We start from the raw sequence: 15,961 nt of genomic DNA on the forward strand, positions 1-15,961 counted from the left end.
AAGCAATGATTGAACTGATCAATGTGAGCAAAAGCTTTACCCTACACAATCAGGGCGGTGCTGTTATCCCGGTGATGGAAGGCGCGTCGTTGAGGGTTGAACCGGGTGAGTGCGTTGCTTTGACCGGGGCGTCTGGCGCGGGCAAGTCCACGCTGATGCGCGTGATTTATGGCAACTACCTGGCGGCCTCTGGTCAGGTGCTGGTTGGAGGTCTGGACGTGGCAAAAGCCGAGCCGCGCCAGATCTTGACCCTCCGCCGGGAAACGCTGGGCTATGTCAGTCAATTCCTGCGGGTCGTGCCGCGTGTGCCGACGCTGGACGTTGTGGCAGAGCCTTTGCTGGCCGTGGGTTGCGACAGAATTGAGGCGCTGGAGAAATCAGCCGGGTTGCTGAAGCGGCTGAACATTCCTGAGCGCTTGTGGACCCTGAGCCCTACAACCTTTTCGGGCGGCGAACAGCAGCGGGTGAACATTGCACGTGGCTTTGCCCATGACTACCTGGCGATGTTGTTGGACGAACCGACGGCGAGCCTGGATACGCAGAACCGCGAAACCGTGTTGTCGCTGATTGAAGAGGCAAAAGGGAGTGGCGCGGCGATTGTCGGGATATTCCACGACTTCGATGCCCGTGAGCGTGTCTGTGACCGCGAAGTCAATGTCGCTGACTTCACGCCGGGACTGGCGGCATGACACTTGCCCCTGTCATAGCGATTGTTGGCCCCTCGGGCGTTGGCAAAGACAGCGTCATGGAAGCGTTGGAGGCACAGGTGCCTGGCGTCCGGCGGGTGCGAAGGGTGATCACCCGCCCCGCAGGCGAAGAAGGCGAGGATTTTGACCGGGTTTCGGTTGCAGAATTCCAGCAGATGGAACAGGCAGGCTCTTTTGCCCTCAGCTGGCCTGCGCACGGACTGTTCTACGGTATCCCGGCCGAGATTTTGCGACAGCGTCAGGGGGCGAATGCGGTTCTGGTCAATCTTTCCCGTGGGATTCTTTTGCAGGCGCAGAAGGTGTTTGGAGATCTTATTGTGATCTCTCTGACGGCAGATGTCGGAGTTTTGGCGCGGCGCCTGTCCGCTCGGGGACGGGAAAGCGCAGACGAGCAGGCGCGGCGGTTGTGTCGCGCCAACGCGGAGTTGCCGGATGGTCTGAACCGGGTCATCGAAGTCGACAATTCCGGCGCGCTGGAAGACACGGTCGCCGAAATCCTGCGCTGTCTTCAACCGGAAAGCGCGTAGCGATGGATCAGGTGAAACCTCCCATCTTCGGCTTCGCCCACAAGGGCAAGATCAGTGATCTGGAAGGGCTGTGGCAGCAAAGGGCTCAGATGGGTTTGCAGTGCTTCTTGGGTTGCCCTGAGGGTTGGTTTGTCCAGTTTTCCGCTCAGCGTGATGTGGAATCGAAACGCGTCCAGCACGTAGGGATAGCCCCATTGGATCAGATTGTCGTCCTGTTCGGGGGTCAGCCCGGCGGTGCGGCGGCGCGTCAGTTCGGCCTGAGTGGCAGGTGCGCGAAACCGGTCGAGGTCGCGAACACAGGCCGCGGCCAGCGCATTCAGCGCCTGCGTTTCACCCAGCGGGCGCAGCGCCAGAAACCGGCCAAGGCGGGCAATTTCCAGGCCGTCGAGAGTGACGGGCTGCTGGCGCGCAGCCAGCGCAATGCACGCCTGGTGCAATGCGTCAAAGGTCAGGCCAACGCGCAACCGGAACGGCGGTTTCAGGGTCGCGTGCAACCCGTATTTGCGCGGCACCTCAGTGACGGAGGCAATGTCGATGCCACCCATGATCGGATGCGCGACCTGCATTCCTTTTGCCATGTCCCAGCCCAACCAACTGGTCGCAAATTTCGTCCAGGCCGCCCCGGCGGGTGGCGCAAAATAGATCGCGTATCGCGTGAATGTCACATTGGCCTCCTATTAAGTGGCCTTCCAATACCTCAGATTGCGTGAAGTTCAGATGACAGAAGACTTAATCCTTGCCAATGCCACGCTTGTGTTGCCGAATGAAACCGCCACCGGCTGTGTTCGAATTGTGGGTGACACCATCATCGAAATTGACACCGGGCGTGCAGTCCCTGCAGGTGCGATAGATTGCGAAGGCGACTATGTCAGCCCCGGTCTTGTCGAGTTGCACACGGATAATCTTGAACGCCATATTCAGCCGCGCCCCAATGTGCATTGGCCCCATGCCGCCGCCATTCTGGCCCATGACGCGGAACTGGCCAGCGTGGGGATTACAAGTGTGTTCGATGCGATGCGGGTTGGTTCAATCCCCTCCGGTGCAGGACGGTACGGAAAATATGCCCGCGGCCTGTCGCGGGAGTTGTGGGATCTGCGCGAGCAGGATGCGCTCAAGATCAGCCATTTCCTGCATTTGCGGGCAGAGGTGTGTTCCGAGACACTGATCGAAGAACTGGACGAGTTTGGACCCGAGGACAGGGTTGGCCTTGTGTCCATCATGGATCACACCCCCGGCCAGCGTCAGTTTCGCGACATGGGCAAGCTGGAATCCTTTCTGAAGGGCAAATATGCCATGGACGATGATACGTTCTTTCAGCATGTGGCTCAGCTGAAAAGCCTTCGGGATCGCAACGGTGATGTGCACGAGGTCGAAACCGTCAAGGCCGCGCGCCGATTTGGGGCCGTGCTTGCCAGTCATGACGATACGACCGAAGATCAGGTGAAGATCTCGGCAGGTCACGGCATTCGGCTGGCTGAGTTCCCCACAACGGTGGAAGCTGCGCGAGCGTGTCATGATCACGGTATCAAGGTCATGATGGGCGCGCCAAACGTTGTTCGCGGTGGCTCTCATTCCGGTAATGTTGCGGCCAGCGAATTGGCCGAGCTTGGGCATCTGGACGTAATGTCCTCGGATTACGTGCCGTCGGCCTTGTTATTGTCTGCGGTCATGCTGGGCGAAATGTGGGGCGATATGGCGCGTGGAATGAAGACCGTCACATTGGCCCCGGCGCAGGCCGCCGGGCTTGAGGATCGTGGCGAGTTGCGCGCCAATGCCCGCGCCGATGTTATCCGTTTCCGGATGCGGGCAGGTGTGCCAGCCCTCAACTCGGTTTGGGCGCGAGGTCGCCGTGTGGCGTGATCAGGCCGTATAGAATAGGTAACGGTCCGGCGCGATCGTCTCGGGCCCTTTGATCTGGTTGAAGCCGAGAAGGGGCTGACCGGAAATCAAAAACCCACCGGGCTGCATGACTTGCGCGATCAACGGGCTGAGGCGTGCGGCCTCGGCTACATCTTCGTGTTTGATGCCGCGTCCAAAATCATAATGCGCCAACGCGATCTTGTGCCCTTCCGCCATCAGTTTCCGCAGCATGGGTTCAGCTTCGCCTTGCAGGAAATCTTCGGCTGGTGGGGTGCTGTCAGGATGGCATTGCAGCACACGATCCATCACCCAGATCCGGCGGTTCGGCAGGATCTCTCTCAGGTGGTCATAGGTGCGACCATTGCCCAAACCCATATCCAGCACGTCGCCATTATGGTCACTGATCTGTTCGGCTGCCCAGTTCAGCCCGTCACGTTGGGCCGTCAGTCGGCGCAGCATGGAATCCAGTCGGCTCATGACGATGTCCTTATTCGTTCTTTGGTGCGACCCAGGGTGTGGCAGGACCGTCCAGCAGATGTTTCAGCAACGCCTCGGTAAAGGCCCAGATGTCCTGATCATGGACCAGGTGATGGGTCAATACTCCAAAAGGCTCGTCGTTGTCTGCGCGGCCTTCACGCCTGTCCCGCAGGAGGTTAACTGTCTGAGCGATCAGGCGATCTGGAGAGTTCAGACCGCGTGTACCTCGCCAGTCAATCGGGTCAAGATGTGTGTTGACCTGCTCAAGCCCCACCGTCGCCATTTTTGTTCTGCGGGGTGTTGCTGTGGAAAGAATGCGGTATCCCAGCGATGGAAGATGTTTGATTACTTCTGGTGCAATGCGGTTCCACGGAGGGACAAACATCGGCCGCAGGGTGTTGCCGAACAAGGCGTCAAGGCGTGACAGTCCTGCCGCGGCATCGGCAACAACCTCGTCCAACGGACGGTTGAGGCGAAACTCGGCTTTCTTCTCACTGGCGGGCGCATGGTTCTTGTGGGACCACCCGTGAACCACAGGGATGAGAGTTTCGCCGCGCGCAACATAGTTAGCCAGCGCAGGGGTTGCCGCGTGTGGAATGACGGCCAGATGTACCGGCAGGCCCAACTGCGTGGCCAGATCGGACAGCCGGTCCAACTGTGGTGTCAGGTCGATCGCGTCATCGTCTCGCCACCACAGCGGCAACGAAAGGCCCGCTGCATGCCAATGGGTCAGTTCGACCTCAAGTGGGTACCAGTCCGGGTTCATTTACGCCGTTCCAACAGGTGTTTGGCGATCTCTACGGTTTGGGCCGCGCCATCAAATCCGAAATCTTGCTGTGCGCGGGGTCCATCTGAAATGACGCGCTCTACGGCCTGCGCCATCGCCTGCCCGCTCAGGGTTCGGCTGAGAAGCACCTCGATGGCTGGCAAACTCGACAGGCTTTGCCCACGCAGCCCCTGTTCAACCTCTTTGCCATCATCGAATGGGACAAAAACAGTGGGTGTTCCGCTTTGCAGAATATCCATGGCGGTGTTGTAGCCGCACATGCTGACCGATGCCGCCGCATGGGGCAGCATCTGGCGAAAATCCGGGCGCACGGGCTCCAGAATTGCCGAGGTTCCTTCGGCCAGTTGGGACAGCTCGGCTATTCTCGCTTTGGCATCCGTCCCACCGACCAGCAGGTGCCAACGCCTGTTGGGCATCTGGCGGGCGGCCTCGATGGCCGCGCGAAAGATCGGTTGCCCCACAGAACCGCCGCCGGCACTGACAAGGATTTCGCCCTGCCCAACGGCATCAGGATGCGGTTGAGGCAACTCAGGCGCAACAAAGCCGGTATAATGCAACCGTTCCGCCAATCGGTCAGACACCGGCCAACTGACCGAAAGCGGTGTGACACTTTCGGTCGAGTGAACAAGAATGCCGTCATAAAGGCGGGTGACGATATCTTCTGTCCGCTGGGCCTTGGCAGGTTTGGAAGGCGGGGCCAGAATATCCCGGATCGATCCCAGGATGACCGGAGGCTGAGGCAGGGCCCGTGCCGCATTCAGGGCCGCGTCGAATTCCGCTGCCAGCGACCGGCGACCAAAGGGGTAAAGCTCGGTTATCAGGATTTGCGGCTGAAAGCTGTTTACCGCCTGCACCATGGCTGTCACACGCGCGCGCTGATAATCCGCGTCAGCCTCGACGCCGCTTTCAGTCAGAAGCCGGGTGAAATTGGTTCCATCTGATCTGAGCGGCGGCAAACCGAACAGGGTTAGCCCGCTGCTGTCCAGTTGAGGCGCAGGCATCCCGCCTGAAACGACCATGACTTGGTGGCCGTCATCCCGGAACGCCCGGCCCAACGTCAGGGCCCGGCTTAGATGCCCTGTTCCCAAAAGGTGCGTGACAACGATCATCACCTTCATGGCATCGGCCCATGTTTGATCAGGCGAACGGGGTCCGGGTCTGCGGTCATTGTGTCCATATCAACGATATACAGCCGATTGCGCTTGATCTTGAAGGGGGCGGGACCATCAAAATCCCAACCCCACGCCTGGGCGAGAATGACCCGCATGATGCCAATATGGCAGACCGCGACTGTATCCTGTCGCAGTCCGGACACCCAGGGGCGCAGCCTAGTCCAAACCTCGGCAGGGCTTTCACCGTGAGGCGGGCGAAAATCCCAGCTCCAGTCTTCGATATGGCGATACCCGCTGGTTTCATCGGCGATCAGGTCGACACCTCGAAGCCCCTCCCAGTCGCCCCAATTCATTTCGGTCAGCGCGTCCGAGGTTTTTGTTGCGCGCCCAGACACGATCCGCGCCGTTTCACTGGCGCGCAGCAACGGGCTGGACCAGATATCAGCGGCGGCCCATGGGTCAGGCAAGCGATACCCGGCCAGTTCAGACCGCGCGTCGTCATCCAGTGGAATATCACTGCGCCCCTGAATGCGCCCTGCGCGGTTCCAGTGGGTATGCCCGTGGCGAAGCAGTGCAAGACGGGTCATGATACATCCTTCAACAAGGGCCGTAGATGCGCCCACAACTGCCCGGTCGCCTGAGGCATAAGATGGCGCCGGGCCACATAGCTGCGCGCATTCGCCCCAAGCGCATGGCGCTGCGCGGTATCCTCCAGCAGGTTTTGCATGTGATCGGCAAGCCCTTTGGCCTCAGCATCAAACGATGGGTAAACCGCAGGTGCCAGCACATCCCGAACGCCGGGGCGGTCCTGTGCGATCACGGGCAGGCCTGTCGCCTGCGCCTCGAGATAGACCATCCCATAGGCTTCGTTCACGCCCGGCCAGACAAGCAGGGATGCGTGTTGGTAGATTTTCTGCAAGGCCGCCCGGTCGAGCTGGCCCAGAAAGTGCACCCGGCTTCCGAACGGCACCATCAACGCTTCAACATCCGGCCGCGCCGGTCCGTCCCCCGCGATGTTCAGGTTCCAGTCACATGTCAGGTGCGAAAGGGCTTCTGCCAAAATCCGGTAGGATGCCAGCTTGTCCCCATGCCGCATCATTCCGACAGTAAGCATGGGGCCGTCCCCGGTCGTTGCCACAGGCAACACGGTTTCAGGCAGAAATGGCGGCAATTCAACCAGTGCCTGCTTGCCAAAACGGTCCCGTTCCAACGTAATCAGGTCATTGGCTGTGTGGTAGAAAATGATATCCGCTGCATCACACGCCTGATGCGCCGCTTGGGCGAAATCGGCCCACGGCCCGTTCAGCCTGCTTGATGCGCGCGTGCTTTCCAGTTGCACATACGGAATGCCGCGCGCTTGGCAGATCTTGGGGCCAAGCAGGTCGGGTGCTTTGTAGTAATTGTGATAAGTCACCCAAAGATCTGTATCAAAGGGCAACTCGGCGTTCAGCCGCTGTGCTTCATTCTCAGCCGCGCGAACAAGGGTTTGCTGTAGGTCCCGGTCCCCGTTCTTGTCATAGATGCGCAGGTCCGAGGCCAGTTCGACCTTATCCCCTTGCGCCGCCAAGGCGAGCATCAGGTTTCGCGCCATTTCGCGGTCGCCTGAGGGTTTCTGGCTGCCGGGGGATTTCATTGGCGCATAAAACGCAACCCGCGCCATTACGCGTCTTCCATGCTCAGGGTTTTCAGCCGTGCGGACAGCCGTGCAATACCAGGGTCCATTCGAAAATCTGCAATCAGACGGTCATAGGCTGCACGCGCCATAGTTGCTGCCGTTTCCGGATCAGCGGCCAGAGCTGAAATGGCCGAAGCCAATGCAGCCGGGTCGTCATCAGACAATACGCCATGTGTTCCGGATTGGATGAATTCCGGGATGGCCGAAACCGGTGTCGACAGGATCGGCAATAGCTGGGACGCGGCCTCCATAAACACGTTCGGCAATCCGTCACGATCCCCGTCCGCAGCAATACGGCTGGGCAGGACAAACAGGTCGGCCCTGCGCATGGCTTCGATCACCTCCGGCTGATCGCAGGCCCCCCTCCAGGTGATGCGGTTCGCGATACCAGCAGCGCGCGCCTGTGTGTGCAGAGTGTCCCCAAGACCCCCGCCGCCAATGTGGGTCCAATGCCAGTTCAGGTTTTCCGGCAGCAGTGTGAAGGCCGCAATAAGACGGTCAAAGCCCTTCTTTTCAACCAGTCGTCCAACGGAAATCATGTGAAACGGATCGCCAGCGGCGCGTATCCTGCGTTTTGGCGGTTCGGGGAAGCGCGACAGGTCCAGACCGTGATAGATAAGCTCCACGCGGTTGGGGTCATCAGCGAGGCTGCGCAGGTGTTCCGCGCCGATTGCCGTGCAGGTGGCCCCGAAAGCGGCCCCATACGTTGCGGCCTGCAGCTTTTCACGCTTTTCCCAATCCGGTGAGGTCCAGATATCCTTGGCATGGGCAGAAAAGCTCCATGGCAGACCGCGTATGATGGCCGCATATCGGGCGACCGACGAGGGGGTGTGCATGAAATGGGCATAGAGCCCCTGCGTCTGGGCGGGTAACTCGGCGGCCAGAACACATGCTTGCCCGAACCGGCGGATGCGGTTCGGCGTCGGGTCGCGGCGCAGGTCGTGCCGCCAGATCTTGTAGGCTTCGGCATAGCCGGGCAGGTCTTGGGCGGCAGCGCGGGCCGTCCACACCCGCTTTGGCTCCTCATGCAGGTATTCTGGAAGATAGCGAACCTGCCCCGAGAAGCGGTCGTGCAAAGGGTGACGTTTGGTGTCGGTGGGATGGCGCAGAGACCAGATGTCAAATCGGTGCCCGGCTTCCTGCAAGGCAACAAGTTCCTGCGCGATAAATGTTTCGGACAGTCGCGGCCAGCCTTTGACCACAACCGCCAGATTGGGAGAGGCCGAGTTCATCCAGTGGCTCGTTTCTGTTCCCGTGTCAGCAGGCTGTCAATGCGGTCGGTGACATAGTCCAAACCATCCAGCAATCCGCTTTGGATGGCCTGCGACGGCACAGATTGGTGCGGCAGGTTGCGGATGGCACGGATCATTGCGTCGGGTGTCAGGCTGTCGCGTTGTTCGTCCAGCATCTTGACCAGCCCCAGCTCTTCTGCGCGTGAGGCCCGTATCCACTGTTCCAGACGGGGTGTGGTACGTGGAACAATGACGGCCCGTTTGTCAAAGGACAGGACCTCGCAAAACGTGTTGTAGCCGCCCATGCAGACCACGCCTTCGGCCCCTGCAAACAGTGTTTCGATCTGCGATTCAAACCCAACCGCAGTTACACGACCATTCAATGCGGCAACCCGTGCTTCGAAATCGTTGCGCAATTCACCCGACAGGAATGGGCCATAGACCAGCACAGCACGCGGCGACAGGTCTGGGTCTTTCTCGTAGGCAGATAGCACGAGGTTGACCAGTGCCTTGCCATCGCCACCGCCACCGGGTGTGATCAGGATATAAGGTTGCTGAGGCGGTTCACCGACCGGGCCGAGATCGCGGCGCAGATATCCCGTCCAGTGAATGCGGGATCGCGCTGACGCACTCAACGGCAAGCCTTGCGTCGGATCATAGATCGATTGCGATCCGTAAACCCAGATTTCATGATAGAACCGCTCGGTCGCCTCGATGGCTTCTTTGCGCGCCCATTCAGCGGCCAGCACTTCGGGTTCGTCCAGCACATCACGCAGGCCCAAAACCAGTTTCGTTCCGCAATGGCGTTCGAGGTATTTCAGTGTTGGCAGCAGCTCACCCCGGAACCCTGTCGGTTCCTTGTCGACGACCAACACGTCGGGGTCGAATTGCTGAACCGCGGTCTGGATCAATCCCGCACGCAATTCGGTAACTTCGTCGATCCCCATTCCGATTGTGCGCGCGGCATACGAGCCGTCCGCACGCTTGGTCACACCGGGCAGGCGCACATGGTCAACGCGGCGCGGAAAGGTAAAACGCCCGGCCACGGGCGAGCCCGTCAGGATCAGTGCCGAAGCGCTTGGGTCCGCTTGTGTGATTGCCGCAGCCAAGGCACGGGACCGGCGCAAATGCCCCAGACCGAACGTGTCGTGGCTGTAAAACAGGATACGCGGCGCGCGGTCCGGTTTAGAATTGGTTGTGCCAAGGCTCATAGTGTTGCCCGTCTTCTTGATCCCAGAGCGAAATCCGCGCGTTCGCAAGCGTTACCGTATATTTCAATGCCACGCTTGCCAAAGGCGGATTTGCGTACTTGCAAATGTTTCAAGCATTGCGATTTGGCAACAGCGTATTGACTGTTTCGCGACATATCGCGCCACCGCCAGGCAAGGTCGCCAAAAAAAACCGATGTTGACAGTCGGGGCGAACCTGAAACTTTTGCTTGGTCATATTCAATTTTCGAAAGATTGAAAACACCTGCAGACATCAGAGTGCGCCAAGAACACGTCCTAACACGATATCGAGACGGTTTGATGCGAGTGTTTGAACTGCCTGAAATGCTTCTGTAATCTGACCAACATCAGGAAAACTGGATGCAAGACCCGATGAGAAATGATTTTCTGGCCGTATTGTTCTTTGCGTTGTGGGCCATTGTTCTGGGCGTTCCTAATGGTGCATTGGCGCAGTCATCCTTGATTCCCGGATATCCCTCAGGGTCGGGCAGTTCGTCTGAGGCCGACAAGGAAAGTGATTTGGCCGCTGCAATCCGCGCGGCCAGCGATGCGGGCGCGAGTCTCATTGTCATCGACAGTGCCGGTCAGGTTGTGACAACGACAGGTGGCAAGGATGCAGGTTCGGGGGGCGCGGCCAGCGATTCGAGCAACCCGATGGGTGACGGCTCACAGCTGATGAAGGCGCAAGAGCGGTTCTCGAAGTTTCGTGAGTCGATGCAATCCAGGCTCGAGGCGCTGCCCTATTCTATTTTTGAAGTACAATACATCCTGCGTCAGACCAGCCCGGATGGCCGAATTCAGACCTATGTCGAGGTGTTGGGCTGGAATATCCTGTTCCTGTTACTTGGGCGGTGGCTGTCGATCGAGATATACGGGAAGCGGTTCGCGCGCCGCTGGGTGGTGGCGCGGATCAAGGACGACCCGCAGGGGTATCGGGAAAAGATGCCGTTCCTGCTGTTCCGGTTCCTGATGGGGATCGGTGCCACGATCTTTGCCATGATCATGGCTTTGATCGTTGGGTACCTGATCTTCGGCGAGGCCGAGGATATCTCGGTCCAGTTCACGATCACGGCCATCTTTACGGCCTTTTTCCTGTCGCGCACGGTGTCGGACCTTTGGCGCATGGTCCTGTCACCTTATCTGAGCCAATATCGATTACCGCCCTTTTCGGACAAGAATGCGCGCAGGCTGTATATTTGGGCGTCCGTGCTGGCGACCTATGACATTTCGGTCGTTCTGTTTTCTACCTGGGTCGCGGATTTTGGACTGAATTACAACGTCTACGCCATGGTGTATGGCGGTCTGACGATGCTGGGCGCGCTGGGCAATATACTGATGATCCTGTTCAACGCCCGTGCAATCTCGAATGCGATCCGGGGTGGGCGGGCATCCGAACAGGTGTCATGGCTGTTGCGGTTTGTGTCTTTTGGCTGGGCACCGGCATTGATCATCTATGTCGTGTTCAGCTGGTTCCGTCTGGCTGTTGATCTGGCGCTGGAGCATCCGACGCCGCTGCCGCTGATTGCAAGCAGCTACATGATCTTCATGTCCGTGGTCGTGGCCTATGGTGCAATGAACTATCTGCTGGAGCGATATTTTGACCGCTCGCGCATGATTAGCGAAATAAACGGGGAAGCCGCCGCAGCGGATGAAGGGGTCGTGGCGACGGAAATATCCGAGCCCGAACAACCGAAGCAGCATCTTCTGACTTATGAAGACCTGGCCCGCCGGGTAGCCGGAATTCTGGCTTTCGTGCTCGGGGCTTATGCGCTTGTCGTGATATGGTATCCGAACGCAGACTGGAGCGAGGATCTGCCGGTTGAACGTGCGCTGGATGTGATGGTTGTCCTGTTCATCGGGTACATCCTGTTTCACTTCTTTCGGATTTGGATCGACAGCAAAATCGCTGAAGAATCCGACGATGGCACCGAGGTTGAACTAGGCGACGAAGGTGGCGAAGGCGGGCAAAGCCGTCTGGCAACGTTGTTGCCGCTTTTCCGGGGCGCAATTCTGGCCGTTGTCGTGGTTACAATCGTTCTGATAGTCCTGATGGAACTGGGTATTAACGTCAGCCCGCTGTTTGCGGGTGCCGGTGTGGTTGGTTTGGCCGTGGGGTTCGGGTCACAAACGCTGGTGCGCGACATTTTTTCCGGCGCATTCTTCTTGTTGGATGATGCGTTCCGGAAAGGAGAATATATCGACATTGGGGATGTGAAAGGCACGGTCGAGAAAATCTCGGTCAGATCCATGCAACTGCGCCACCATCTGGGTGCGCTGAACACCATTCCCTTTGGTGAGATCAAAGTGCTGACCAACTACTCGCGCGATTGGGTGATTATGAAGCTGCCGCTGCGCGTGACCTATGACACCGATGTCGAGAAGGTCCGCAAACTGATCAAGAAACTGGGACAGGAGTTGTTGACCGATCCTGTAATCGGAGACAATTTCATCCAGCCGCTAAAGTCGCAGGGCGTGATCGAGATGCAGGATTCGGCGATGATTATCCGGGTCAAGTTCATGACGAAACCGGGTGATCAATGGCTGGTGCGCAAGAAGGTCTATCAGGACATTCGCGAGCTGTTCGCGCGCGAAGGGATCAAGTTTGCACATCGCGAGGTCACTGTAAGATTGGCGGATGGCAAGGAAGCGGAAGACCTGACGCCGAAACAGCGTGAAGCCGTGACGGGGGCTGTTCAGGCCGCGATCGACGAGGATTATCTGGACGATATCGGACCGGGCGGTGACGACCGATAGCAAGGCCTTCCGTCGCTTTGAATTGCGCCTCGGATGAGGTGCCACCGAAAGAGCTGGGTCACTAGGAAACGAAGGGCCAGACCGGTTCGGATGTGCCCAGTTTCGACGCCGGTAAATCCCATTGCAGCGCAGTTTCACCGAGGCTAAGCGCTGGTCTGAGACGGTGCCCCGGTCCCCAGCCCGAGGCTTCTGTCGCAGGCAAGTAATCCGTGGGTATCGGGCGAATGGGCTCGGCCTCGACGTCGTCTTTGCCGAGAACCGCCAATAGCTCGGCGGTGCGGGCAAGGGACAGATGCGCATGCATGATGGAATTGCCCGACGCGGCCTCGGCCAATGCGGAAAGGACGGCGGCGGCCATCAGATAGCCGGTCGCGTGGTCCAAAGCCTGAACCGGCAACGGCGTCGGTTTGTCTGCGTCAGCCCATCCCATGCCCGCATGCGCAATTCCCGCGCTCATCTGGACAAGGCTGTCAAACCCGCGCCGAGTCGACCAGGGGCCTTGCCAGCCATAGGCATTCAGCGTCACCTCGACCCTGTTCGGTGCCAGTTCATCGCGCTTGGCGCGGGTCAGGCCAAGCGCATCCAAAGCGCCGGGCCGGTACCCGTGTACGAACACATCCGCTTGGGGCAGAAGTTCTTGCAGCCGTTCCATGCCATTGGTCGATTTCAGATCGAGATAGGCGCAGTGTTTTCCAAGTGAAATGTCGGGGATCACACCGGGTTCGTCCCAACCGGGCGGATCGATCCGCAGAACCTCGGCCCCGAAACCGGCCAATGTGCGTGTCGATACCGGACCTGCCAGAACGCGTGTAAGGTCAAGAACCCGCAACCCGGCAAGAGGTCTTGCAGGGGTTGCCTGCGGTCTCTCGCGCAGCTTGACGTACCGGGGGCCTTGCCAGCCAATCAACGGGTCGCGCGATACAGCGCGGCCCTGCGGATGTTCAAGCCACTCGGTCCGGCTGCGCATGGCAGCGGCCACGCCGCCTTCGGCCACAATATCGGTTTCCAAATCGGATATGGCCCGGGTTCTGACGGCTTTTGCCACAGCTTCACGCTCTGGCGGGGTGCCGAGAACCTTCATCGCTGCTGCGCGATGGCGCAGAAGGTTGGTGTGCAGCCTGATCCAGCCATCTGAGGCCCTGTAGTCCCCCGCGACCGCATCCCAAAGGTTTGGCATTTCCCAGCCATCGGGCTTGAAGGAATAGCTGAACCACAACGATGCCAGCCGGTGGTCGATGGCGATCTCGGGGGCGTTTTGGGTCAGGTTCAGCGCCCGCATAAAGCGGGCCATCTCTTGCCCAACGGCTGCAAAGCTGGCCGTCGCCAGTTCGGAGACGGCAAAAGCACTTGGCAGAGCACCTGTGCCGACCTTGCGATATCGGTCGGCGGCGGGAAGGGTAGCAAGAGGGCTCATTGCTGATAAGGATCAAGGCTGTCGCGCAACCCGTCACCCAGAAAGTTGAAAGCCAGTACGATCACGATGATCGGCAGCATCGGGATTGCCGTCCAGGGGTAGATCTCAATCGATGCGAGGTTTTGCGCGTCATTCAGCATCACACCCCAACTGACCGCTGGTGCACGAAGGCCCAGGCCAAGAAAGCTAAGCGCCGTTTCCCCAAGTATCATTGCCGGGATCGACAGGGTGGCAGATGCAATCAAATGAGACATGAAATTCGGCAATAAGTGCTTACGGATCACCCGGCCCGAGCTTGCGCCCATCATTTCCGCGGCCCTTACATATTCTTCCTCGCGTAGTGACAGGAACTTGGCACGGACTGAACGCGCCAGCCCGGGCCAGTCGAGGATGCCGAGGATGATCGAAATGATGAAGAATACGGCAACCGGGCTCCAGTTCGATGGCACGGCGGCAGACAGTGCCAGCCACAGCGGCAGTTCCGGCAGTGAACGCAGGATTTCGATGACCCGGTTGATGACCCAGTCAATGCGCCCACCGAAATAGCCGGCCATCGAGCCGAACAGGATACCTAGAAAGAATGATACCGAAATACCGATCAGCCCCACGGTCAGCGACAGCTGCGCCCCATAGAGGATGCGGCTGAAGATATCGCGACCCAGTCTGTCGGAACCCCACAGGAACAAGGTGGCACCATCCGGCGCGCAGAAAAGATGCCTGTCTGTCTTGATAAGACCCGCAAGTCGATATTCGGACCCTTCACAGAAGAACCGGATTGGGCGCGGGTCGTCGGTATCAGGGACGAACTTCCACTGGAAGGTTTCCAGATCCGCCTCGGCGACGATTGGAAAAACATGGGGGCCGATAAAAGCGCCGTCGTAAAACCAGTTCACCGATTGCGGTGGCGCATACAGATGCTCTCCGTTCCGGTCATTCGGGCCATAAGGCGCGATGAAACCGGCAAATGGCAGCATCAGGTAGCACAGCAACAGGAAAATGCCTGAGATCAGGCCCAGCTTATGCGTGCGGAACTTGCGCCAGACCAACACCCAGTTGGGGGCATCCAGATCGGCGCGTTCCAGTTGCTGTATTGACGCCTGCGGATCAAAGGGCGCGTCATCGACGTAGCGGTTGTCAGAAGTGTCGGTCATGCTTCGCGCCCCTCATACCGTATACGAGGGTCCAGCATGACCAGCAGAATATCCGAGATCATCGTGCCGATAAGCGTCAGCAGCGCGACAAACATAAGGATAAACGCGGACAGGAATTGGTCCTGCGTTTTCAGTGCTGTCAGCAAAGTCGGCCCGATGGTTTGCAAGCCCAGAACAACTGAAACCAGAACCGATCCTGATACCATTGACGGCAGAAGGTTACCGATATCCGCAACGAACGGGTTGAATGCCACTCGCAGTGGATATTTTGTCAGCATCCGTGCCGGGGCCATGCCCTTGGCAATGGCCGTTTCCACATAGGGCTTACCCAGTTCATCGAGCATATTTGCCCGCAGGCGCTGCATCATCGCCGATGCGCCCGAGGTTCCGATGACAAAAGTCGGAACGATCAGGTGGATGAGAATGGATTTTATCTTGTCCCAACTCAGCGGCTGACCTTCGAATTGCGGGTCCATCAGGCCGCCGATAGGCAGGTTGAAATACCGATGCCCGTAGTAAAACAGGATCAGGGCCAGCAGGAAGTTTGGGGTCGCCAGCCCAAGATAACCCACAAAAGCCGAGGTGTAATCAATCCACGTCCGTGATCGCGCAGCTGCAACAACACCCAGGGGAAGGGCAACGGCATATACAAACAGGATCGCGGCCAGGTTGACGACGACCGTCAACCAAAGCGTGTCCCCCACGATCTCCGATACAGGTCGGTCAAATTCAAAGGACCAGCCGTAATTGCCTTGGATCAGACCTGAAAATCCGTGCGGTCCCGGCCAGAAGCCCACCCAGATCAGATACTGTTCCCACATAGGGCGATCCAGAGCGTACTCGGCGCGCAAAAACTCGGCCTTGGCGACACCCGCTGACTGGCCCGAAGCCTGAAGCTCGGCAATCTGGTTGCTCAGGTAATCACCGGGCGGCAGGTTGATGATTATGAAAATCAGGACCGAGACCACCAACAATGTCAGCAGCATCGTGAAAAAGCGATACACCGCATAGCGCAGCATGACCATTTAGCTGCTCC

The 15,961-nt window shown here is 58.8% G+C and carries 16 protein-coding genes; 4 read left to right on the forward strand and 12 right to left on the reverse strand.

The window, feature by feature from the left end; all coding sequences use genetic code 11:
- Positions 1 to 5: 5 nt before the first annotated feature.
- Both phnL and phnN read left to right on the forward strand, forming a co-directional pair.
- The gene (phnL, locus tag AC2FLO_RS15400; RefSeq protein WP_496753126.1) at positions 6 to 689 is read left to right on the forward strand and encodes a phosphonate C-P lyase system protein PhnL; all 684 of its coding nucleotides are present in this window, start codon (positions 6 to 8) and stop codon (positions 687 to 689) included.
- On the forward strand, positions 686 to 1,234 hold the full coding sequence (phnN, locus tag AC2FLO_RS15405) for a phosphonate metabolism protein/1,5-bisphosphokinase (PRPP-forming) PhnN (protein ID WP_496753125.1): 549 nt from the start codon (positions 686 to 688) through the stop codon (positions 1,232 to 1,234). The genes phnL and phnN overlap by 4 nt, the downstream gene beginning before the upstream one ends.
- Here phnN and AC2FLO_RS15410 read toward each other — a convergent pair.
- The gene (locus AC2FLO_RS15410; protein ID WP_496753124.1) at positions 1,216 to 1,899 is read right to left on the reverse strand and encodes a DUF1045 domain-containing protein; all 684 of its coding nucleotides are present in this window, start codon (positions 1,897 to 1,899) and stop codon (positions 1,216 to 1,218) included. The two genes, phnN and AC2FLO_RS15410, sit on opposite strands and share 19 nt — an antisense overlap.
- A gap of 52 nt (positions 1,900 to 1,951) precedes the next feature.
- Here AC2FLO_RS15410 and AC2FLO_RS15415 point away from each other — a divergent pair, with 52 nt between their 5' ends.
- Positions 1,952 to 3,094: an alpha-D-ribose 1-methylphosphonate 5-triphosphate diphosphatase gene (locus AC2FLO_RS15415; protein WP_496753123.1), complete on the forward strand. Its 1,143-nt coding sequence runs from the start codon at positions 1,952 to 1,954 to the stop codon at positions 3,092 to 3,094.
- Here the strand turns inward: AC2FLO_RS15415 and AC2FLO_RS15420 are convergent, their stop codons facing one another.
- The 8 genes from AC2FLO_RS15420 to AC2FLO_RS15455 are packed head-to-tail and all read right to left on the reverse strand — an operon-like array spanning position 3,095 to position 9,860.
- A complete protein-coding gene (locus AC2FLO_RS15420; protein ID WP_496753122.1) occupies positions 3,095 to 3,571 on the reverse strand; it encodes a class I SAM-dependent methyltransferase in 477 nt (158 codons plus the stop codon). It lies immediately after the preceding gene.
- Positions 3,572 to 3,581: 10 nt separating this feature from the next.
- The gene (locus AC2FLO_RS15425) at positions 3,582 to 4,337 is read right to left on the reverse strand and encodes a polysaccharide deacetylase family protein (protein WP_496753121.1); all 756 of its coding nucleotides are present in this window, start codon (positions 4,335 to 4,337) and stop codon (positions 3,582 to 3,584) included.
- Positions 4,334 to 5,476, reverse strand: a complete 1,143-nt coding sequence (locus tag AC2FLO_RS15430) for a glycosyltransferase family protein (protein ID WP_496753120.1) — start codon at positions 5,474 to 5,476, stop codon at positions 4,334 to 4,336. The genes AC2FLO_RS15425 and AC2FLO_RS15430 overlap by 4 nt, the downstream gene beginning before the upstream one ends.
- Positions 5,473 to 6,057 (reverse strand): histidine phosphatase family protein, encoded by a 585-nt coding sequence (locus tag AC2FLO_RS15435; RefSeq protein ID WP_496753119.1) that lies wholly within the window; start codon positions 6,055 to 6,057, stop codon positions 5,473 to 5,475. Before AC2FLO_RS15435 ends, AC2FLO_RS15430 begins: the two co-directional genes overlap by 4 nt.
- Entirely contained in the window at positions 6,054 to 7,130 is a 1,077-nt protein-coding gene (locus AC2FLO_RS15440; RefSeq protein WP_496753118.1) for a glycosyltransferase family 4 protein, read from the reverse strand. The genes AC2FLO_RS15435 and AC2FLO_RS15440 overlap by 4 nt, the downstream gene beginning before the upstream one ends.
- Entirely contained in the window at positions 7,130 to 8,377 is a 1,248-nt protein-coding gene (locus AC2FLO_RS15445; protein WP_496753117.1) for a glycosyltransferase family 4 protein, read from the reverse strand. The genes AC2FLO_RS15440 and AC2FLO_RS15445 overlap by 1 nt, the downstream gene beginning before the upstream one ends.
- Positions 8,374 to 9,588, reverse strand: coding sequence for a glycosyltransferase family protein (locus AC2FLO_RS15450; protein WP_480484051.1), 1,215 nt, complete (start codon positions 9,586 to 9,588; stop codon positions 8,374 to 8,376). The genes AC2FLO_RS15445 and AC2FLO_RS15450 overlap by 4 nt, the downstream gene beginning before the upstream one ends.
- Positions 9,585 to 9,860 carry a hypothetical protein gene (locus AC2FLO_RS15455; RefSeq protein ID WP_496811721.1) on the reverse strand — a complete coding sequence of 92 codons (276 nt, stop codon included), beginning with the start codon at positions 9,858 to 9,860 and terminating at the stop codon, positions 9,585 to 9,587. The genes AC2FLO_RS15450 and AC2FLO_RS15455 overlap by 4 nt, the downstream gene beginning before the upstream one ends.
- A 106-nt stretch (positions 9,861 to 9,966) precedes the next feature.
- Between AC2FLO_RS15455 and AC2FLO_RS15460 the strand changes: the two genes are divergently transcribed.
- Positions 9,967 to 12,360 (forward strand): mechanosensitive ion channel domain-containing protein, encoded by a 2,394-nt coding sequence (locus tag AC2FLO_RS15460; RefSeq protein WP_496806807.1) that lies wholly within the window; start codon positions 9,967 to 9,969, stop codon positions 12,358 to 12,360.
- A gap of 61 nt (positions 12,361 to 12,421) precedes the next feature.
- On the opposite strand, the gene AC2FLO_RS15465 is transcribed toward AC2FLO_RS15460, so the two are convergent.
- Genes AC2FLO_RS15465 through AC2FLO_RS15475 form a run of 3 tightly spaced genes read right to left on the reverse strand, consistent with a single transcriptional unit; the run spans position 12,422 to position 15,950 of the window.
- Positions 12,422 to 13,774 carry a CoA transferase gene (locus tag AC2FLO_RS15465; protein ID WP_496753116.1) on the reverse strand — a complete coding sequence of 451 codons (1,353 nt, stop codon included), beginning with the start codon at positions 13,772 to 13,774 and terminating at the stop codon, positions 12,422 to 12,424.
- Positions 13,771 to 14,925 carry an ABC transporter permease gene (locus tag AC2FLO_RS15470; protein ID WP_496753115.1) on the reverse strand — a complete coding sequence of 385 codons (1,155 nt, stop codon included), beginning with the start codon at positions 14,923 to 14,925 and terminating at the stop codon, positions 13,771 to 13,773. The genes AC2FLO_RS15465 and AC2FLO_RS15470 overlap by 4 nt, the downstream gene beginning before the upstream one ends.
- The gene (locus AC2FLO_RS15475; protein ID WP_496753114.1) at positions 14,922 to 15,950 is read right to left on the reverse strand and encodes an ABC transporter permease; all 1,029 of its coding nucleotides are present in this window, start codon (positions 15,948 to 15,950) and stop codon (positions 14,922 to 14,924) included. Before AC2FLO_RS15475 ends, AC2FLO_RS15470 begins: the two co-directional genes overlap by 4 nt.
- Positions 15,951 to 15,961: the final 11 nt, after the last annotated feature.

Source organism: Ruegeria sp. TASC047 (assembly GCF_059612445.1).